Genomic DNA, 20,741 nt, shown 5'->3' with positions numbered 1-20,741 from the left:
CGGGGCACCCAGGTCATCGTGTCGACACGTGTGTGGGTTTAGGCTTACGGGGTCGTCCCCGAAAGCGGCGCATGTTATACCACAGACCGCCAGCGAACGAAACCCGAATGAGGTTGCGTCTGTCAGCGGTTTTTGCAGCGCCCCGCCAAACAGGCCAGAATGCCTCCTGTAGACCGCAGCATGGCCGCCTTTATCCCGACAGAATGCCGCCCTGCTCTGCTAGAATCCGGCCTTTCCCGTTTGTTCGCGCCGCGTGCGGCGCCGTAGAGAGCCTGTAATGACCGTCAACATCAAGACCGCAGAAGACATCGAGAAGATGCGCATCGCCGGCCGCCTGGCCGCCGAGGTGCTGGAAATGATCGAGGAGCACGTCAAGCCCGGTGTTACCACCGAAGAGCTCGACCGCTTGTGCCACGACTATATCGTCAACGTCCAGCAGGCCATCCCGGCGCCGCTCAACTACAAGGGCTACCCGAAGTCGATCTGCACCTCGATCAACCATGTGGTCTGCCACGGCATCCCCAACGACAAGCCGCTCAAGGACGGTGACACGCTCAACATCGACGTCACCGTGATCAAGGACGGCTACCACGGCGATACCAGCCGCATGTTCCACGTGGGCAACGTGCCGGTGTGGGCCGAGCGCCTGTCCAAGGTTACCCAGGAGTGCATGTACAAGGCCATCGAGCTGGTCAAGCCGGGCTGCCGCCTGGGCGATATCGGCGAAGTGATCCAGAAGCACGCGGAAAAGAACGGCTTCTCGGTGGTACGCGAGTTCTGCGGCCACGGCATCGGCAAGGTGTTCCACGAAGAACCGCAGATCCTGCACTACGGCCGCGCCGGCACCGGCATGGAGCTTAAAGAAGGCATGACCTTCACCATCGAGCCGATGATCAACCAGGGCAAGGCCGACACCAAGGTGCTGGGCGACGGCTGGACCGCCATCACCAAGGACCGCAAGCTCTCGGCCCAGTGGGAACACACCCTGGTGGTGACCGCGACCGGCTATGAGATCTTCACCCTGCGCAAGGACGACACCATCCCGCGCACCTCGGCCTGACCGCACTCCCACAGGCCACCCGACGACAGGAACGTGACGCGATGCCCCAGGTGGACCCCGAGCTGTTCGACCGCGGCCAGTTCCAGGCGGAACTGGCCCTCAAGGCGAGCCCCATCGCCGCCTTCAAGAAAGCCATCCGCCAGGCCGGCGAGGTGCTCGACAAGCGTTTCCGCAGTGGCGACGATATCCGTCCACTGATCGAAGCCCGCGCCTGGCTCGTCGACAATATCCTGCAACAGGCGTGGAACCAGTTCGACTGGGGCGACCAGAATGGCATCGCCCTGGTCGCGGTGGGTGGCTACGGGCGCGGTGAGTTGCACCCGCATTCAGACATCGACCTGCTGATTTTGCTGGGCGCCGCCGAGCACGAACAATACCGCGACGCCATCGAACGCTTTCTCACCCTGCTGTGGGACATCGGCCTGGAAGTGGGCCAGAGCGTGCGCACCGTCGACGAGTGCGCCGAACAGGCCCGCGCGGACCTGACGGTGATTACCAACCTGATGGAAAGCCGCACCATCGCCGGCCCCGAGGCCCTGCGTCAGCGCATGCTGGAGGTGACCAGCACCGCGCACATGTGGCCGAGCAAAGACTTCTTCCTGGCCAAACGCGCCGAACTCAAGGCCCGTCACCACAAGTACAACGACACCGAGTACAACCTCGAACCTAACGTCAAGGGCTCGCCAGGCGGCCTGCGCGACATCCAGACGGTACTGTGGGTGGCCCGCCGCCAGTACGGCACCCTGAACCTGCACGCCCTGGCCGGCGAAGGTTTCTTGCTGGAAAGCGAGAACGAACTGCTGGCCTCGTCCCAGGATTTTCTGTGGAAGGTACGTTACGCCCTGCACATGCTGGCCGGTCGCGCCGAGGACCGCCTGCTGTTCGACCACCAGCGCAGCCTCGCCGCGCTGCTTGGGTACAGCGACGACAACCCCAAGCGGGCAATCGAGCAGTTCATGCAGCAGTACTACCGGGTGGTGATGAGCATCAGCCAGCTGTGCGACCTGATCATCCAGCACTTCGAAGAGGTCATCCTCGCCGACGAAGACAGCGGCACCACCCAACCGCTGAATGCACGCTTTCGCCTGCACGACGGCTATATCGAGGCCACCCACCCGAACGTGTTCAAGCGCACACCGTTCGCCATGCTGGAAATCTTCGTGCTGATGGCCCAGCACCCGGAAATCAAGGGCGTGCGCGCCGATACGGTGCGCCTGCTGCGTGAGCACCGCCACCTGATCGACGACACTTTCCGCACCGATATCCGCAACACCAGCCTGTTCATCGAGCTGTTCAAGTGCGAAATCGGCATCCACCGCAACCTGCGGCGGATGAACCGCTACGGCATCCTTGGCCGCTACCTGCCGGAGTTCGGCCTGATCGTCGGGCAGATGCAGCATGACCTGTTCCACATCTATACGGTCGATGCACACACCCTCAACCTCATCAAGCACCTGCGCAAGCTGCAATACACACCGGTGTCCGAGAAATTCCCGCTGGCCAGCAAGCTGATGGGGCGCCTGCCCAAGCCCGAGCTGATCTACCTTGCCGGCCTTTACCACGACATCGGCAAAGGTCGCCAGGGCGACCATTCCGAGCTGGGCGCGGTGGATGCGAAGAAGTTCTGCGAGCGACACCAGTTGCCGGCCTGGGACAGCCGGTTGATCGTCTGGCTGGTGCAGAACCACCTGGTGATGTCGACCACAGCCCAGCGCAAGGACTTGTCCGACCCGCAGGTAATCAACGACTTTGCCCTGCACGTGGGCGACGAGACGCGCCTGGACTACCTGTACGTGCTGACCGTGGCCGACATCAATGCCACCAACCCCAGCCTGTGGAACTCGTGGCGGGCCAGTCTGTTGCGCCAGCTCTACAGCGAGACCAAGCGCGCCCTGCGCCGCGGCCTGGAAAACCCGCTGGACCGCGAAGAGCAGATCCGCCAGACGCAGTCCTCAGCACTGGATATTCTGGTGCGCGAGGGTACCGACCCGGACGACGTCGAGCAGCTGTGGTCGCAACTGGGTGATGACTACTTCCTCAAGCACACCGCCGCCGACGTAGCCTGGCATACGGATGCGATCCTGCAGCAACCGGCTGATGGCGGGCCCCTGGTGCTGATCAAGGAAACCACCCAGCGGGAGTTCGAAGGCGGCACGCAGATCTTCATCTACGCCCCCGATCAGCACGATTTCTTTGCCGTGACGGTGGCGGCCATGTCGCAGCTGAACCTGAACATCCATGACGCACGGATCATCACGTCGAGCAGCCAGTTCACCCTCGACACCTACATTGTGCTGGACAACGACGGCGGCTCGATCGGCGACAACCCGCAGCGGGTCAAGCAGATTCGCGATGGCCTGACCGAAGCGCTGCGCAACCCTGAAGACTACCCGACCATCATCCAGCGCCGGGTGCCGCGCCAGCTCAAGCACTTCGACTTCCCGCCGCAGGTGACCATCCTCAACGATGCCCAGCGGCCAGTGACCATCCTCGAAATCACCGCACCCGACCGCCCGGGCCTGCTGGCCCGGCTGGGGCGCATTTTCCTGGAGTTCGACCTGTCGCTGCAGAACGCCAAGATCGCCACTCTGGGCGAACGGGTGGAAGACGTGTTCTTCATCACTGATGCCGACAACCAGCCGCTGTCCGACCCGCAGCTGTGCAGCCGCCTGCAGGAGGCCATCGTGCAGCAGCTACAAGCCGGCCAAGGTAGCGACACCAGCCCGACCCGCGTGACCATTTAACGATTAGACGATTGACGAGACCTTGCGCCGATGAACCATGCCTTGACCCAGCTTCAGCCCTACCCGTTCGAAAAGCTCCGCGCCCTGCTGGGCAGCGTGAAGCCTGCGGCGGACAAACGCGCCATCGCCCTGTCGATCGGTGAGCCGAAGCATGAATCGCCGGCGTTCGTGGCCCAGGCCATGGCCGACAACCTCGACAAGCTGGCGGTGTACCCCAGCACCATCGGCGTGCCGGCCCTGCGCCAGGCCATCGGCCAGTGGTGCGAGCAGCGTTTTGGTGTGCCGGCCGGCTGGCTGGATGCCGAGCAGCACATCCTGCCGGTCAATGGCACCCGTGAAGCGCTGTTTGCCTTCACCCAGGCGGTGGTCAACCGTGCAGATGACGGCCTGGTAATCAGCCCAAACCCGTTCTACCAGATCTACGAAGGCGCAGCACTGCTGGCCGGGGCAACACCGCACTACCTGCCCTGCCTGGAAAGCAACGGTTTCAACCCCGATTTCGATGCCGTAACGGCGGACGTGTGGAAGCGCTGCCAGATCCTGTTCCTGTGCTCGCCGGGCAACCCCACCGGTGCATTGGTGCCGATGGACACCCTGAAAAAGCTGATTGCCCTGGCTGACGAACACGACTTCGTGATCGCCGCCGACGAGTGCTACAGCGAGCTGTACTTCGACGAAGATGCGCCACCACCGGGCCTGCTGACCGCCTGCGCCGAGCTTGGCCGTAGTGATTTTGCCCGCTGCGTGGTGTTCCATAGCCTGTCCAAGCGCTCCAACCTGCCGGGCCTGCGTTCGGGCTTTGTGGCTGGCGACGCCAAGATCATCAAGCCGTTCCTGCTGTACCGCACCTACCACGGCTGTGCCATGCCGGTGCAAACCCAGCTGGCCAGCATTGCCGCGTGGCAGGACGAGGCGCATGTGCGCGAGAACCGCGACCAGTACCGCGCCAAATACGATGCCGTGCTGGACATCCTGCAGCCGGTGCTGGACGTGCAGCGCCCGGATGGCAGCTTCTACCTGTGGGCCAAGGTGCCGGGCTGCGATGCCGAATTCACCCGCGACCTGTTCGAAGCCCAGCATGTGACCGTGGTACCAGGCTCGTACCTGTCGCGTGAAGTGGAGGGTGTGAACCCAGGCGCCGGGCGCGTACGCATGGCGCTGGTTGCACCGCTGGCCGAGTGCATCGAGGCGGCAGAGCGGATTCGTGCCTTCCTGCAAAACCGCTAATTGAGCTGGGGGCGCTGTGCGCCCCATTCGCGGGACAAGCCCGCGCCCACAGGCCTCCAGCAACCTCAAATGGAGGACCTGTGGGAGCGGGCTTGTCCCGCGAATGGCAACAAGGAGATCTACTTGACCTGCCCCAGGTTGGCCTCACTCATATCCAGCTCCCCAAGCACCTGCCGCACCACCTCATCGCCCACCTGGTGCTGGCGATGCAGGTTATACAGCTCCAGCCGCTGCGCCCTCAGCGCACGCAAGCGCAAACGCCGCTCCAGCAAGTCCATCTGTTCGGCCAGGGCCTTGGCCTCGGCACTGTCGTTGTAGCTGTCCAGTTCATCCCGATACTCAGCCATCAACCGTGCCTTCAGCTCGGTCGCCAGGGTCGCCTGCGCAGCATCTTGCGGGGCATTGGCGTCGATCACCTCCTCTGCTTCCAGGGCATGAATCGCTGCCTCGGCCGTGCGCCGCCAGGCTTCCTGCACCTCCTGGTGCAAGCGTTCGTCCGGGCTCTTGGTCACCCCGCGCAGCAATATCGGCAGCGCGATGCAGGCGCTGATCAACGACAGCAGGATCACCCCGGCGGCAATGAAAATCAGCAAATCACGCTCAGGGAAGGCCTTGCCCGCCCCCATCAGCAACGGCACCGACATCACACCCGCCAGGGTCACCGCCCCGCGCACACCGCCCAAGGTCAGCAGCCAGCAGGAGCGCGCCGTAGGCATCAGCACCAGCGCCGGTTTGCCGCGCCAGCGGCGCACCACGCCGATCGACCGCCAGATGCTCTGCACCCAGATGAACCGCAGCAGGATCAGTGCAGCAAAGATCGCCACCACGTCCAGGCAGCGGTAGGCCAGGGTCGGCCACACGGTGGCTTCGTGGCTGACCACCGCCTTGATGATGTCTGGCAACTGCAGGCCCAACAGCAGGAAGATCAGGCCATTGAAGGCGAACTCCAGCAACGACCAGACGCTCCGGTTAAGCAGGCGGGTGCTGGTCTGGCGTGGCAGCAGGTCGAGCCAGCTTTGCATCATGCCGGCCGCTACCGCCGAAAGGATGCCTGAAACGCCCAGGCGCTCGGCCAGCACGTAGGCCGCGAACGGCAGCAGCAGCATGAACACCACGTGGGTGGCCGGGTCGTCCCAGCCGCGGGCGATCATCCAGGCGCGCAGGCGGCCGACCAGCCAGCTCAGGCCCACCCCCACCGCCAGACCGCCAAGCGCGACCAGCACAAAGCTGAAGCTGGCATCGGCCAGCGAAAACACCCCGGTGATCGCCGCCGCCAGGGCGAACTTGAAGGTCACCAGGCCCGATGCATCGTTCATCAGGGCCTCCCCCTGCAGCATGTGCATCAGCGGGGTGGGCAGGCGGTCCTGGGCGATGGCCGAAACCGCCACGGCATCGGTCGGCGACAGCACCGCCGCCAAGGCGAAAGCCACCGGCAGGGGGATGCTCGGCAGCAGCCAGTGAATGAAATAGCCGGCCCCGACCACAGTGAACAGCACCAACCCTACGGCCAGCGCCACCACTGGCCCGCGAATGCGCCACAACTCACGCTTGGGGATGCGCCAACCGTCGGCAAAGAGCAGGGGCGGCAAAAACAGGAACAGGAACAACTCGGGGTCCAGGGCCACATGCAGCCCCAGTGTCGGCAGGGCCAGCAAGGCACCGGCAGCGATCTGCACCAGCGGCAAGGGCAGCGGGATCATGCGGCCGACCAGCTTCGACAGGCTGACCAGCGTCAGCAGGATGAGGACGGTGTAGGCGGACTGCATCCGGGAAAGCTTCCTTTGTGAACCAGAAACGGTAGCAAGGCGAACCATCGCCATTGAAACAATATGTTAGCGGCGACCGACGGTTCGGGGCCGCTGCACGATAGTCGCAGGTGACGGCGGAATATGTAACATGATGATACTTCAGAAGGCGCAGGCCTTGATTCTTGCAGCGCCCATGAGATCGAGCGCCGCCCGCGCGGCGCTCGATCTCATGGGCGCTGCAAGGCTCAGGGCAAGTACACCCGTGGCGCTCACTGTTTCGTTCCCGCATAATCCCGCGACTGACATCGAAAGACGGAGAGATTGGGGCGACTTGTAACCCCAATGTACACAATGACCTACACGCTCTACGGCATCAAAGCCTGTGACACCATGAAAAAAGCGCGTACCTGGCTCGAAGACAAAGCCATCGCCTACGAATTTCACGATTACAAGACCCAAGGCATCGACCGCGACCGCCTGAACCGCTGGTGCGACGAACACGGCTGGGAAGTCATCCTCAACCGTGCCGGCACCACCTTCCGCAAGCTGGACGACGCCAGCAAGGCAGACCTCGACCAGGCCAAGGCCGTCGAGCTGATGCTGGCCCAGCCGTCGATGATCAAACGCCCGGTGCTGGACCTTGGCGCGCGCACCCTGGTCGGCTTCAAGCCGGACCTGTACGCCGCTGCCCTGGCCTGAGCCCCCACCCTATTTCGCACGAGGTAATCACATGTCCAATACCCTGTTCAGCCTGGCCTTCGGTGTCGGCTCCCAGAACCGCCAGGGCGCCTGGCTGGAAGTGTTCTACGCGCAACCGCTGCTCAACCCGAGCGCCGAGCTGGTTGCCGCTGTAGCCCCTGTTCTCGGTTACGAAGGTGGCAACCAGGCCATCGCCTTCAGCAACGGCCAGGCCTTGAAATTGGCCGAAGCCCTGAAAGGCGTGGATGCGACCCAGGCCGCCCTGCTGACCCGCCTGGCCGAAAGCCACAAGCCGCTGGTCGCTACCCTGCTGGCCGAAGACGCTGCCCTGACCTCCACCCCAGAGGCCTACCTCAAGCTGCACCTGTTGTCGCACCGCCTGGTCAAGCCACACGGCCTGAGCCTGGCTGGCATCTTCCCGCTGCTGCCGAACGTAGCCTGGACCAATCAGGGCGCGGTCGACCTGGCCGAACTGGCCGAGCTGCAACTGGAAGCGCGCCTGAAGGGCGAGCTGCTGGAAGTGTTCTCGGTGGACAAGTTCCCGAAGATGACCGACTACGTGGTCCCGGCCGGCGTGCGCATCGCCGATACCGCCCGTGTGCGCCTGGGCGCCTACATCGGCGAAGGCACCACCATCATGCACGAAGGCTTCGTCAACTTTAACGCGGGCACCGAAGGCCCGGGCATGATCGAAGGCCGCGTGTCCGCCGGCGTATTCGTTGGCAAAGGTTCCGACCTGGGCGGCGGTTGCTCGACCATGGGTACCCTGTCCGGTGGCGGCAACATCGTCATCAAGGTGGGCGAAGGCTGCCTGATCGGCGCCAACGCTGGTATCGGCATTCCGCTGGGCGACCGCAACACCGTTGAAGCCGGCCTGTACATCACCGCTGGCACCAAGGTGAACCTGCTGGACGAGAACAACGAGCTGGTCAAGGTGGTCAAGGCCCGCGACCTGGCCGGCCAGACTGACCTGCTGTTCCGCCGCAACTCGCTGAATGGCGCGGTAGAATGCAAGACCCACAAGTCGGCCATCGAGCTGAACGAGGCGCTGCACGCTCACAACTGAGCATGCTTGGCGTTTGAAATGTTAAGATCGGGTCTGGCACCACGCCAGACCCGATTTTCATTCCAGGCCCCGTGAACATGTTCCAGCCCTCCCCCTGGCGTGCCGACTTCCCCGCCATCGCCGCCCTGCAACGGCAGCACCAGACCTACCTGGACAGCGCCGCTACCACCCAAAAGCCGCAAGCCCTGATCGATGCCTTGAGCCATTACTACAGCCATGGCGCGGCCAACGTACACCGTGCCCAGCACCTGCCCGGTGCACTGGCGACCCAGGCTTTCGAAACCAGCCGAGACAAGGTCGCCGCCTGGTTGAATGCTGCGGACTCACGGCAGATCGTGTTCACCCACGGTGCCACCTCGGCCTTGAACCTGCTGGCCTACGGCCTTGAGCACCGCTTCGAAGCCGGTGACGAAATTGCCATCAGCGCGCTGGAGCACCATGCCAACCTGCTGCCCTGGCAACAGCTGGCACGCCGGCGCAACCTGCGCCTGGTGATACTGCCGCTGGATGCCTTTGGCCGCATCGACCTGAACCAGGCACTGCAACTGATAGGCCCGCGCACCCGGGTGCTCGCCGTCAGCCAGCTGTCCAACGTACTGGGTACCTGGCAACCGCTGCCGGCCCTGCTTTCCCATGCCCGCGCACAAGGCGCGCTGACCGTGGTCGACGGTGCCCAGGGCGTGGTGCATGGTCGCCACGATGTGCAGCAACTGGGCTGCGACTTCTATGTGTTCTCCAGCCACAAGTTGTACGGCCCGGATGGGGTTGGCGTGCTGTACGGCCACACTCGGGCGCTGGAGCTGCTGCGCCATTGGCAGTTCGGTGGCGAGATGGTGCAACTGGCCGAGTACCAGAGCGCCAGCTTTCGCCCTGCACCGCTGGGGTTCGAGGCGGGTACGCCGCCAATCGCCGGGGTGATAGGCCTGGGGGCGACCCTGGATTATTTGGCCAGCCTCGACGTCCAGGCTGTCGAAGCCCACGAAACCAGCCTGCACCAGCGCCTGCTGCGCGGCCTGGCTGACCGTGAGGGCGTGCGGGTATTGGGGGCACCGCAGGCGGCGCTGGCCAGCTTCGTCATCGAGGGCGTGCACAACGCAGATATCGCCCACCTGCTCACCGAGCAAGGGATAGCCGTGCGTGCCGGACACCACTGCGCCATGCCGCTCTTGCAAGGGCTGGGGCTGGAGGGCGCAATCCGTGTATCGCTGGGCTTGTACAACGACAGCGACGACTTGCAGCGCTTCTTCGCTGCGCTTGATCAGGGCCTGGAGTTGCTGCGATGAGCATGCCGGAACAGGCGCGCCAGGCGCTGGAAGCGTTTGAACAGGGCAAGGGCTGGGAACAGCGCGCCCGGCTGCTGATGCAGTGGGGCGACCGCCTGGAGCCGCTGGCCGAGACTGACAAGACCGAAGCCAACCGGGTGCATGGCTGCGAAAGCCTGGTGTGGCTGATGGCCGAACTCGTCGATGGGCAGTGGCGGTTCAAGGCCAGCAGCGATGCACGCTTGTTGCGCGGGCTGCTGGCGTTGTTGCTGGTGCGGGTGCAGGGGCTGACCAGTGAAGAGCTGGCCAGGCTTGATCTGCGCGAGTGGTTCACCCAACTGGGGCTAGAGCGCCAGCTGTCCCCGTCACGCAGCAATGGGCTGCATGCGGTGTTGCAGCGAATGGCGGAGTTGGCGTCCAACCACTAAATCCAAGGCATACACTGCTCCCTGTAGGAGCGAGGTGGCCTGTGCATGATTACTCAGGCTTGATCCGCTCCGAAGGCCGCCGCGCACCCGCCACCAATTTCTCGATCGCCTTGCTCGCCGCCACCATGCCAAAGGTCGCGGTCACCATCATCACTGCACCAAAGCCACCCGAGCAGTCCAGCCTTACCCCCTCCCCTACAAAGCTTTTTTGCAGGCAAACGCTGCCATCACCCTTGGGATAACGCAGCTGTTCGCTGGAGAACACGCACGGCACACCATAGTTGCGGCTGACATTGCGCGAGAAGTTGTAATCGCGGCGCAAGGTGGAGCGCACCCGCGAGGCCAGTGGGTCGTTGAAGGTCTTGTTCAGGTCGGCGATCTGGATCTGGGTCGGGTCGATCTGCCCACCAGCGCCACCCGTGGTAACGATGGCAATCTTTCGCCGCCGGCACCAGGCAATCAACGCCGCCTTGGCCATGACGCTGTCGATGCAGTCGATCACACAGTCCAGGTGCTCGTGGATATGCTCGGCCATGGTTTCACGGGTAACGAAGTCCGCTACCGCATGCACCGTGCATGCCGGGTTGATCGCACGCAAGCGTTCAGCCATGACGTCGACCTTGGGCCGCCCCACCTGGCCTTCCAGGGCATGGGCCTGGCGGTTGGTGTTGCTGACGCAGACGTCGTCCAGGTCAAACAGGCTGATTTCGCCCACGCCGCTGCGGGCCAGCGCTTCAGCCACCCAGGACCCTACCCCGCCAATACCGACCACAGCCACATGGGCCTGCCCCAGGCGCTGCAGCCCCTGGTCGCCATACAGCCGGGCAACGCCGGCGAAGCGTGGATCTTCTGTGCTCATGTTCATACCCCAAAAAACCGGCGCGCATTATATGCCAGCGGGCCCATGGCCTGCATCGTTAGGAAAGAGACTACTAACCCTGCTTTAATGTCCTATCACTTCGACACAAATGGACGACAATGTCTTCACGTAAATTCGGCCTGAACCTGGTTGTGGTGCTGGCCATCGCCGCGTTGTTCACCGGGTTCTGGGCACTGATCAACCGCCCGGTCTCCGCCCCTGCCTGGCCAGAACAGATCTCTGGCTTTTCGTATTCGCCGTTCCGCCTGGGTGAAAGCCCGCAGAAGGGCCAGTACCCCACTGACGACGAGATGCGCCAGGACCTGGAGCAGTTGAGCAAACTGACCGACAGCATCCGAATCTATACCGTGGAGGGCACCCAGGCCGACATCCCGCGCCTGGCCGAGGAGTTTGGCTTGCGGGTGACGCTGGGGATCTGGATCAGCCCGGACCTGGAACGCAACGAGCGCGAAATCGCCACGGCCATCCAGTTGGCCAACACCTCGCGCAGCGTGGTGCGGGTAGTGGTCGGCAACGAGGCGCTGTTCCGTGAAGAAGTCACCCCGGAAAACCTGATCAAATACCTGGACCGGGTACGCGCAGCCGTCAAGGTACCGGTGACCACCAGTGAACAATGGCACATCTGGAAGGAAAACCCGGAGATCGCCAAGCACGTCGACCTGATTGCCGCGCACATCCTGCCCTACTGGGAATTCGTCCCGATGAAGGATTCGGTCGAGTTCGTGCTCGACCGCGCCCGGGAGCTGAAGCACCAGTTCCCGCGCAAACCCCTGCTGTTGTCCGAGGTCGGCTGGCCGAGCAACGGCCGCATGCGCGGTGGTGCCGATGCCAGCCAGGCCGACCAGGCCATCTACCTGCGCACCTTGGTCAATACCCTCAACCGCCGTGGCTACAACTACTTTGTCATCGAAGCCTATGACCAGCCGTGGAAGGCTAGCGACGAAGGCTCGGTAGGCGCCTATTGGGGCGTGTACAACGCCGAGCGTCAGCAAAAATTCAACTTCGATGGGCCCGTGGTGGCGATCCCGCAGTGGCGAGCCCTGGCGGTGGCCTCGGTGGTGCTGGCGATGATTGCGCTGATGGTGCTGTTCATCGACGGCTCGGCCCTGCGCCAGCGCGGCCGCACATTCCTGACCTTCATCACCTTTTTGTGCGGGTCGGTACTGGTGTGGATTGCCTACGACTACAGCCAGCAGTACAGCACCTGGTTCAGCCTGACCGTGGGCGTACTGCTTGCTCTTGGCGCGCTGGGCGTGTTCATCGTGCTGCTTACCGAGGCCCATGAACTGGCCGAGGCCGTATGGATACACAAGCGCCGACGCGAGTTCCTGCCGGTACAGGCCGACAGCGCCTACCGGCCCAAGGTATCGGTGCATGTGCCGTGCTACAACGAGCCACCTGAGATGGTGAAGCAGACCCTCGACGCCCTGGCCGCGCTGGACTACCCCGACTACGAAGTGCTGGTGATCGACAACAACACCAAGGACCCGGCCGTGTGGGAGCCGCTGAAGGCTCACTGCGAGAAGCTCGGCGAGCGCTTCAAGTTTTTCCACGTCGCGCCACTGGCCGGCTTCAAGGGCGGCGCGCTCAACTACCTGATCCCGCACACGGCCAAGGACGCTGAGGTGATTGCGGTGATCGACTCGGACTACTGCGTCGACCGCAACTGGCTCAAGCACATGGTGCCGCACTTCGCCGACCCGAAAATTGCCGTGGTGCAGTCGCCGCAGGACTACCGCGACCAGCACGAAAGCGCCTTCAAGAAGCTGTGCTACAGCGAGTACAAGGGCTTCTTCCACATCGGCATGGTCACCCGCAACGACCGTGACGCAATCATCCAGCACGGCACCATGACCATGACCCGGCGCACGGTACTGGAAGAGCTGGGCTGGGCCGAATGGTGCATCTGCGAGGACGCCGAGCTGGGCCTGCGCGTGTTCGAGAAAGGCCTGTCGGCCGCCTACGCCCACAACAGCTACGGCAAGGGCCTGATGCCTGACACCTTCATCGATTTCAAGAAGCAGCGCTTCCGCTGGGCCTACGGCGCCATTCAGATCATCAAACACCACGCCAGTGCCCTGTTGCGCGGCAAGGGCAGCGAGCTGACCCGTGGCCAGCGCTACCACTTCCTGGCCGGCTGGCTGCCGTGGGTCGCCGACGGCATGAATATCTTCTTTACTATCGGTGCGCTGCTGTGGTCAGCGGCAATGATCATCGTGCCGCACCGCGTCGACCCGCCGCTGATGATCTTCGCCATCCCGCCGCTGGCGCTGTTCTTCTTCAAGGTCGGCAAGATCATTTTCCTTTACCGCCGTGCGGTGGGGGTCAACCTCAAGGACGCCTTCGCCGCAGCGCTGGCCGGCCTGGCGCTGTCGCATACCATTGCCAAGGCGGTGCTTTACGGCTTTTTCACCAGCAGCATGCCGTTTTTCCGCACGCCCAAGAATGCCGACAGCCATGGGCTGTTGGTGGCACTTTCCGAAGCGCGGGAAGAGCTGTTCATCATGTTGCTGCTGTGGGGCGCGGCGTTGGGTATCTACCTGGTGCAAGGGCTGCCGAGTTCGGACATGCGCTTCTGGGTGGCGATGTTGCTGGTGCAGTCGTTGCCTTATGTGGCAGCGCTGGTGATGGCGTTGCTGTCTTCGCTGCCCAAGCCAGTGGAGAAGGCTGCCGAAGCGCAGCAGGCGTGAGATTGCCGGGGCTGCTTTGCAGCCCATTCGCGGCACAAGGCCGCTCCCACAAGGATGACCGCAGCCCATCAGGGATGTGCATGACCTGTGGGAGCGGCCTTGTGCCGCGAATGGGCCGCAACGCGGCCCCACTGCCACATCGGTTTGATATAAGATAACGCCCCTCAGATTTCCCCGCCTTGCCTTGCCCCGGAGTCCCCCATGACGGCCCCTGCCGAGCTCTCGCCTACCCTTCAACTGGCCTGCGACCTGATCCGTCGCCCCTCGGTCACCCCTGTCGACGCCGACTGCCAGGCGCAGATGATGAAGCGCCTGGGCGCCGTGGGCTTCGCGCTCGAGCCGATGCGCATTGAAGACGTAGACAACTTCTGGGCCACCCACGGCAGCCAGGACGGCCCGGTGCTGTGCTTTGCCGGCCACACCGACGTGGTGCCCACCGGCCCGGTGCAGCAATGGCAGCACGAACCATTCGAAGCGCTGATCGACGCTGACGGCATGCTCTGCGGCCGTGGCGCCGCCGACATGAAAGGCAGCCTGGCCTCCATGGTGATCGCCAGCGAGCGCTTCGTGCACGACTACCCGAACCACCGCGGCAAGGTCGCCTTCCTGATCACCAGCGACGAGGAAGGCCCGGCCCACCACGGCACCAAGGCAGTGGTCGAGCGCCTCAAAGCACGCAACGAACGCCTGGACTGGTGCATCGTCGGCGAACCCTCCAGCACCACCCTGCTGGGTGACGTGGTCAAGAACGGCCGCCGTGGTTCGCTGGGTGCCAAGCTGACCGTGCGCGGCAAGCAGGGCCACGTGGCCTACCCGCACCTGGCACGCAACCCGATCCACCTGGCCGCCCCGGCCCTGGCGGAACTGGCAGCCGAGCACTGGGACGAAGGCAACGCGTTCTTCCCGCCGACCAGTTTCCAGATCTCCAACCTCAATTCCGGCACCGGCGCCACCAACGTGGTACCGGGCGAGCTGACCGCGCTGTTCAACTTCCGCTTCTCCACCGAGTCGACCGTCGAAGGCCTGCAGGCGCGAGTGTCGGCGATTCTCGACAAGCATGAACTGGACTGGTCGATCGACTGGGCGCTTTCAGGCCTGCCGTTCCTCACCGAACCGGGCGAACTGCTCGACGCGGTCGCACACAGCATCAAGGGCGTCACCGGCCGCGACACCCAGCCGTCTACCAGCGGGGGTACCTCCGATGGCCGCTTCATCGCCACCATGGGTACCCAAGTGGTCGAGCTTGGCCCGGTCAACGCCACCATTCACCAGGTGGACGAGCGGATTCTGGCCAGCGACCTCGACCTGCTGACCGAAATCTACTACCAGACCCTGGTTCGGTTGCTCGCCTGATGCTCGCCTGCCCTCTTTGCCAGGCGCCGCTGAGCCGGCTCGACAACAGTGTGATGTGCCCGGCCGGTCACCGCTTCGACCGAGCGCGCCAAGGTTACCTGAACCTGCTGCCGGTGCAGCACAAGAACAGCCGCGACCCGGGTGACAACCAGGCCATGGTCGAGGCCCGCCGCGACTTTCTCGACGCGGGCCACTACGCCCCTGTCGCCCACCGGCTGGCCGAGCTTGCCGCCGAGCGCCGGCCCGGCGCCTGGCTGGACATCGGCTGCGGCGAGGGCTACTACACCGCGCTGCTCGCCCAGGCGCTGCCAGCTGCCGAGGGCTATGCCCTGGACATCTCCCGCGAGGCGGTCAAGCGTGCCTGCCGCCGCGCGCCACAGGTCACCTGGATGGTCGCCAGCATGGCCCGCGTGCCGCTGGCGGACGCCAGTTGCCAGTTCATCGCCAGCGTGTTCAGCCCGCTGGACTGGGCCGAAGCCAAGCGCCTGCTCAGCCCCGGCGGCGGCCTGATGCGGGTCGGCCCGACCAGCGGCCACCTGATGGAGTTGCGTGAGGTGCTCTACGATGAAGTACGCCCTTACGCCGACGACAAGCACCTGGCCCTCGTCCCCGAAGGCATGGCCCACGCCCATAGCGAAACCCTCGAGTTCCGCTTGAACCTGGCCGTGCCCAAGGCGCGCGCCGACCTGCTCGCCATGACCCCGCACGGCTGGCGCGCCAGCGCCGAAAAACGCGCCCGGGTGATCGACCAGCCCGAGCCGTTCGAGGTTACGGTTTCCATGCGTTATGACTATTTCGTGCGCCAAGACTGAGCACACCCGGAGCCCTTATGCGCCAACCAGATATCGAGATTTACCTGAAGGACGCCGACGTCGACCACAAGCAGATTGCCCAGTGGCTCGCCCAGGCGATTGGCCCATGCAGCGACTGGCAGCAGAAAGGCCAGACATTCAAATGCAAGGTCGGTAACATTCCGGTCACCTGGTTACCCAAGGCTGTAGGGAAATGGAACAGCCTGTACCTGGAAAGCGACCAGACGCCATGGGCCGATGATGTCGCTTGCGCCCGCGCTGCATTTGCCGCACTGGGTGTGGAAGTGCGCTGCGCGCCGGGTGGCTGGGTAGAGGAAGACGGCGAAGAAGATGCCGACCGCTGGGTGCGCATAAGCGCCGACGGTGAAGAGGAAATCACCTGGCGCACAACCTGAAAATACAGCGTTGCTCGTTTCTGTAGGAGTGGGCTTGCCCGCGAACACGGGCCATGCCCGTGGCAGCCACCGTGGTGGCTGCTTCGCGGGCAAGCCCGCTCCTACGGCTTGAAACTAGAGGCTCAGAGCCCTACTACGTCTTCGGCTTGCAGGCCTTTCTGGCCCTGCACGCAGGCGTATTCCACCCGCTGCCCTTCGACCAGGGTACGATGCCCCTCACCGCGGATCGCCCGATAGTGGACGAACACATCCGCACCACCTTCGCGCTGAATGAAGCCATAACCCTTGGCATCGTTGAACCACTTTACATTCCCAGTCTCACGAGACGACATCTGAACTACTCCGGATTTTTATTGTGAAGATCGCCTTGCAGGCACGAGCTCACGGCCCCGTGCCAACGCCGCTTGCTGAAATATCCTGCAAGTGGCAGGCCGAGTATATGACACAGAACAAAAAAAATTGATGACGGTCCCGCAGTTGGCCGATTTTTGCTGAACTTACGCCGATACGGCAGACTAAATAGCTGGATACTCACCTGAAAATCACACCCAGGGCACACACCCCATGACCCGTTCCCCCCTGCGCCGCCTGATCTTCGGCGCCCTGCGTCGCCTGTTGTACCTGTGGGTGCGCTCCGAGACCATCAACCAGTCTTCCATGACCCTCAACCTCGACCGCAGCCGGCCGGTGTTCTATGCGCTGCCCTCGCCCGCGCTCACCGACCTGGCCGTGCTCGACCACGAGTGCACCAAGGCGGGGCTGCCGCGCCCGGTGCTGCCGGTGGCGGTCGGCCAACTGCAGGAGCCGGCCGGGTTCTTCTACCTGACCCCCGACCCTGACTGGCTCGGCCGCCAGGACAAAAGCGGCGCCCCGCCCACACTTGAGCGCCTGGTAGCTGCCGTCAGCCAGCATGCCGAAGAAGATGCGCAGATCATTCCGGTCAGCGTGTTCTGGGGGCAGACCCCGGCCAGCGAATCCAGCCCATGGAAGCTGTTGTTCGCCGACAGCTGGGCGGTGACCGGGCGCCTGCGCCGGCTGCTGACCGTGCTGATCCTGGGGCGCAAGACCCGGGTGCAGTTCTCCGCCCCCATCCACCTGCGCGAACTGGTGCAGCACAACAAGGGCCACGAGCGCACCGTGCGCATGGCCCAGCGCCTGATGCGCGTGCATTTTCGCAACCTCAAGACCGCCGTCATCGGCCCGGACATCTCGCACCGGCGCAACCTGGTCAAAGGCCTGATCCATGCCCCGCAGGTGCGCCAGGCCATCGCCGACGAGGCCCAACGCGAGAACCTGCCGTTGGCCAAGGCCGAAGCCCAGGCACTGCGTTATGGCAACGAGATCGCCTCGGACTACACCTACACGGTCATCCGCTTTCTCGAAGTGGTGCTCAGCTGGTTCTGGAACAAGATCTACGACGGCATCAAGGTCAACCATATCGAACAGGTTCAGGGCATAGCTCCCGGCCACGAAGTGATCTACGTGCCGTGCCACCGCAGCCACATCGATTACCTGCTGTTGTCGTACCTGCTGTTCCGCAACGGCCTTACCCCGCCGCACGTGGCGGCAGGCATCAACCTCAACATGCCGGTGGTGGGTAACCTGCTGCGCCGTGGCGGTGCCTTCTTCATGCGCCGCACGTTCAAGGGCAACCCGCTGTACACCGCCGTGTTCAACGAGTACCTGCATACTCTGTACACCAAAGGTTTTCCGGTCGAGTACTTCGTCGAAGGTGGCCGCTCGCGTACCGGGCGCATGCTGCAGCCGCGTACCGGGATGCTGGCCATTACCTTGCGCAGCTTCCTGCGCTCGTCGCGCACGCCGGTGGTGTTCGTGCCGGTGTACATCGGCTACGAGCGCGTGCTCGAAGGCCGCACCTACCTGGGCGAGTTGCGCGGTGCCAGCAAAAAGAAGGAGTCGGTGTTCGACATCTTCAAGGTGTTTGGCGCGCTCAAGCAGCGCTTTGGCCAGGTCTACGTCAACTTCGGCGAACCGATCCGCCTGGCCGGGTTCCTCGATGAGCAACAGCCCGGCTGGCGTGAACAGGATCACGGCCCCCAGTACCGCCCGGCCTGGCTCAACGACGCCACCACCCGCCTGGGCGAAACCGTGGCCCGTCACCTCAACGAGGCGGCCGCCATCAACCCGGTCAACCTGGTGGCCCTGGCGCTGCTGTCCACCAGCCGCCTGGCCCTGGACGAACGCGCCCTGACCCGTGTACTCGACCTGTACCTGGCCTTGCTGCGCCAGGTGCCGTACTCGCCGCACACCACCCTGCCGGACGGCGACGGCCAGGCACTGATCGAGCACGTGCGCAGCATGAACCTGGTGGCCGAGCAGAAGGACGCCCTGGGCCGCATCCTCTACCTGGATGAAGGCAATGCGGTACTGATGACCTATTACCGCAACAACGTGCTGCACATTTTCGCCCTGCCGGCGCTGCTGGCCAGCTTCTTCCTCAGCAGCTCGCGCATGAGCCGCGAACTGCTGGGCCAGTATGTGCACGCGTTGTACCCGTACCTGCAGGCCGAACTGTTCCTGCGCTGGACGCCAGAGCAACTGGACGAGGTGATCGACCAATGGCTGGCCGCGCTGGTTGAACAAGGCCTGCTACGCCAGGACAACGACGTATACGTACGCCCGGCGCCCAGTTCGCGGCAGTTCGTGCTACTGACCCTGCTCGCCCGCACCATCACCCAGACCTTGCAGCGCTTCTACATGGCCACCTCGCTGCTGCTCAACAGCGGACAGAACAGCCTCAGCGCCGAAGGGCTGGAAGACCTGTGCGTGATGATGGCCCAGCGCCTGTCGATCCTGCATGGCCTGAATGCCCCAGAGTTTTTCGACAAGACGCTGTTCCGCCACTTCATCCAGACCCTGCTCCAGCAAGGCGTGCTGCATGCCGACGGGCAAGGCAAGCTGGGTTATCACGACAAGCTTGGCGAGCTGGCCGAGGGCGTGGCCAAGCGTGTGCTGTCGGCCGAACTGCGGCTGTCGATCCGCCAGGTGGCCCTGCACCGTGACGACGGCCTGGAAACTTCGACCCTCTGACGGTTCATCACGGGGGAAAATCCGCTAAAGTCCCTGGGGTTGGCCACAAGCCAGCCCCAAGGACACCGGAGATTCCATGAAAAAGCTCTTTATGCTGTGTTGCGCATCCCTGCTTGCAGCCTGTTCCAGCCAAACCCCATCCAACCAGGCCAGCCTGGACGGTGAAGTCTTCTACCTGCAGCGTATCGCCCTGCCGCCTGCCGCTACCCTGAGCGTGGAGCTGCAGGACGTTTCGCTGATGGACGCCCCCGCCGTGACCCTGGCCCGCCAGGCCGGCCCGGTCAAAGGCAACGTACCGCTGCCATTCCACCTCATTTACGACCCCGCCCAGGTCAAACCCGGCCACCGCTATGCGGTGAGCGCGCGCATCGAGCTGGAGGGCAAGCTGCTGTTCATCAATACCGAACACCATGGTGTCATGCTCGACGGCAGTGACCCGAAATCTGTACGCATCAAGGTCGACCAGGTTCGCTGACACCCGTATTCATCTGTTTACAAGGAAAGCTTCATGATCCGCACTTCCCTGCGTTTTTCCACCCTGTGCGCCGGCCTGCTGCTATCGGCCAGCGCACTGGCCCTGTCGCTGGGCGACCTGAGCCAGAAAGACGCCACTGGCGGCCTGAAAGATACCCTGACCCAGGGCGCGCAGCTCGCCGTCAAGCAGTTGAGCGCCCCGGGTGGCTTCAGCAACAACCCGGACGTGCGCATCGAATTGCCGGGCAAGCTGGGCAAGGCGGCCAAGGCCATGAAAATGTTCGGCAAAGGTGAACAGGTCGATGCCCTGGAAGCCAGCATGAACAAGGCCGCTGAAGCCGCCGTGCCGCAGGCACAGGCGATTTTGGTCGATGCCGTGAAGAACATGAGCGTGACCGATGCCAAAGGCATCCTCGCCGGCGGTGACGACTCGGCCACCCAGTACCTGAACAAGAGCAGCCGCGAGCAGATCCGCGCCAAGTTCCTGCCGATCGTCAAACAGGCTACCGACAAGGTTGGCCTGGCCCAGCAGTACAACAACTTCGCCGGGCAGGCGGTGGCACTGGGCGTGGTCGACGCCAAGAGCGCCAGCATCGAGAACTACGTGACCGAGAAGGCGCTGGACGGCCTGTTCGAGATGATTGGCAAGCAGGAGCAGAGCATTCGCCAGAACCCGGCGCAGGCCGCTACCAGCCTGGCCAAGAAGGTCTTCGGCGCCCTCTGATCCGCAACGCGGCCGCAGTACCCTCGTAGGCGCAGCCTTGTGCTGCGAAGAGGCCGGTGCAGCAAATGAAAATTCATCTTGCTGTCCCGGCCTCTTCGCAGCACAAGGCTGCTCCTACAGGGCGGTGA

General features: G+C 63.8%; 17 protein-coding genes. 14 read left to right on the top strand and 3 right to left on the bottom strand.

The features are described 5' to 3' along the window. Positions 1 to 277 precede the first annotated feature (277 nt). The 3 genes from map to dapC are packed head-to-tail and all read left to right on the top strand — an operon-like array spanning position 278 to position 5,031. Entirely contained in the window at positions 278 to 1,060 is a 783-nt protein-coding gene (gene map, locus LU684_RS26405; protein WP_016485206.1) for a type I methionyl aminopeptidase, read from the top strand. A 41-nt stretch (positions 1,061 to 1,101) separates the two neighbouring features. After that, positions 1,102 to 3,804, top strand: a complete 2,703-nt coding sequence (locus tag LU684_RS26400; protein ID WP_016485205.1) for a [protein-PII] uridylyltransferase — start codon at positions 1,102 to 1,104, stop codon at positions 3,802 to 3,804. A gap of 30 nt (positions 3,805 to 3,834) precedes the next feature. After that, a complete protein-coding gene (gene dapC / locus LU684_RS26395) occupies positions 3,835 to 5,031 on the top strand; it encodes a succinyldiaminopimelate transaminase (protein ID WP_016485204.1) in 1,197 nt (398 codons plus the stop codon). 119 nt (positions 5,032 to 5,150) lie between these two features. Here dapC and LU684_RS26390 read toward each other — a convergent pair whose 3' ends face one another. Then, positions 5,151 to 6,797 (bottom strand): Na+/H+ antiporter, encoded by a 1,647-nt coding sequence (locus tag LU684_RS26390; RefSeq protein ID WP_023047678.1) that lies wholly within the window; start codon positions 6,795 to 6,797, stop codon positions 5,151 to 5,153. A 333-nt stretch (positions 6,798 to 7,130) separates the two neighbouring features. Between LU684_RS26390 and LU684_RS26385 the strand changes: the two genes are divergently transcribed. The 4 genes from LU684_RS26385 to LU684_RS26370 all read left to right on the top strand — a co-directional run bounded on the left by LU684_RS26385 (position 7,131) and on the right by LU684_RS26370 (position 10,234). Beyond that, positions 7,131 to 7,478, top strand: coding sequence for an ArsC family reductase (locus tag LU684_RS26385; RefSeq protein WP_031311924.1), 348 nt, complete (start codon positions 7,131 to 7,133; stop codon positions 7,476 to 7,478). A gap of 31 nt (positions 7,479 to 7,509) precedes the next feature. Continuing rightward, positions 7,510 to 8,544, top strand: coding sequence for a 2,3,4,5-tetrahydropyridine-2,6-dicarboxylate N-succinyltransferase (dapD, locus tag LU684_RS26380; protein WP_023047675.1), 1,035 nt, complete (start codon positions 7,510 to 7,512; stop codon positions 8,542 to 8,544). 77 nt (positions 8,545 to 8,621) lie between these two features. Further along, positions 8,622 to 9,827: a cysteine desulfurase gene (locus LU684_RS26375; protein WP_232895214.1), complete on the top strand. Its 1,206-nt coding sequence runs from the start codon at positions 8,622 to 8,624 to the stop codon at positions 9,825 to 9,827. Continuing rightward, positions 9,824 to 10,234 (top strand): SufE family protein, encoded by a 411-nt coding sequence (locus tag LU684_RS26370; RefSeq protein WP_016485198.1) that lies wholly within the window; start codon positions 9,824 to 9,826, stop codon positions 10,232 to 10,234. The genes LU684_RS26375 and LU684_RS26370 overlap by 4 nt, the downstream gene beginning before the upstream one ends. Positions 10,235 to 10,283: 49 nt before the next feature. On the opposite strand, the gene tcdA is transcribed toward LU684_RS26370, so the two are convergent. After that, positions 10,284 to 11,093 carry a tRNA cyclic N6-threonylcarbamoyladenosine(37) synthase TcdA gene (gene tcdA / locus LU684_RS26365; protein WP_161775553.1) on the bottom strand — a complete coding sequence of 270 codons (810 nt, stop codon included), beginning with the start codon at positions 11,091 to 11,093 and terminating at the stop codon, positions 10,284 to 10,286. Between the two features lie 119 nt (positions 11,094 to 11,212). Here tcdA and LU684_RS26360 point away from each other — a divergent pair, with 119 nt between their 5' ends. From LU684_RS26360 to LU684_RS26345, 4 genes are all read left to right on the top strand, one after another. Beyond that, complete coding sequence (locus LU684_RS26360) at positions 11,213 to 13,804, top strand: glycosyltransferase (protein ID WP_060517537.1); 2,592 nt, start codon at positions 11,213 to 11,215, stop codon at positions 13,802 to 13,804. Between the two features lie 201 nt (positions 13,805 to 14,005). Further along, positions 14,006 to 15,157, top strand: coding sequence for a succinyl-diaminopimelate desuccinylase (dapE, locus tag LU684_RS26355; protein WP_016485195.1), 1,152 nt, complete (start codon positions 14,006 to 14,008; stop codon positions 15,155 to 15,157). Continuing rightward, positions 15,157 to 15,969 carry a putative RNA methyltransferase gene (locus tag LU684_RS26350; protein ID WP_016485194.1) on the top strand — a complete coding sequence of 271 codons (813 nt, stop codon included), beginning with the start codon at positions 15,157 to 15,159 and terminating at the stop codon, positions 15,967 to 15,969. The genes dapE and LU684_RS26350 overlap by 1 nt, the downstream gene beginning before the upstream one ends. Positions 15,970 to 15,986: 17 nt before the next feature. Then, positions 15,987 to 16,364 carry a hypothetical protein gene (locus tag LU684_RS26345; protein ID WP_095115726.1) on the top strand — a complete coding sequence of 126 codons (378 nt, stop codon included), beginning with the start codon at positions 15,987 to 15,989 and terminating at the stop codon, positions 16,362 to 16,364. 122 nt (positions 16,365 to 16,486) lie between these two features. Here the strand turns inward: LU684_RS26345 and LU684_RS26340 are convergent, their stop codons facing one another. After that, the gene (locus LU684_RS26340; RefSeq protein WP_003252255.1) at positions 16,487 to 16,696 is read right to left on the bottom strand and encodes a cold-shock protein; all 210 of its coding nucleotides are present in this window, start codon (positions 16,694 to 16,696) and stop codon (positions 16,487 to 16,489) included. 232 nt (positions 16,697 to 16,928) lie between these two features. Between LU684_RS26340 and plsB the strand changes: the two genes are divergently transcribed. From plsB to LU684_RS26325, 3 genes are all read left to right on the top strand, one after another. Next, entirely contained in the window at positions 16,929 to 19,415 is a 2,487-nt protein-coding gene (plsB, locus tag LU684_RS26335) for a glycerol-3-phosphate 1-O-acyltransferase PlsB (protein WP_016485192.1), read from the top strand. Between the two features lie 76 nt (positions 19,416 to 19,491). Next, the gene (locus LU684_RS26330; protein WP_016485191.1) at positions 19,492 to 19,890 is read left to right on the top strand and encodes a YbaY family lipoprotein; all 399 of its coding nucleotides are present in this window, start codon (positions 19,492 to 19,494) and stop codon (positions 19,888 to 19,890) included. Between the two features lie 33 nt (positions 19,891 to 19,923). Next, positions 19,924 to 20,613, top strand: coding sequence for a DUF4197 domain-containing protein (locus tag LU684_RS26325; RefSeq protein ID WP_016485190.1), 690 nt, complete (start codon positions 19,924 to 19,926; stop codon positions 20,611 to 20,613). Positions 20,614 to 20,741 lie beyond the last annotated feature (128 nt).

Origin of the sequence: Pseudomonas sp. NMI542_15, from assembly GCF_021283425.1 — a bacterium.
GTDB classification, from domain to species: domain Bacteria; phylum Pseudomonadota; class Gammaproteobacteria; order Pseudomonadales; family Pseudomonadaceae; genus Aquipseudomonas; species Aquipseudomonas fortuita.
Note: the sequence above shows the minus strand (reverse complement) of the source record. Positions and strands in the feature narration are given on the sequence as shown.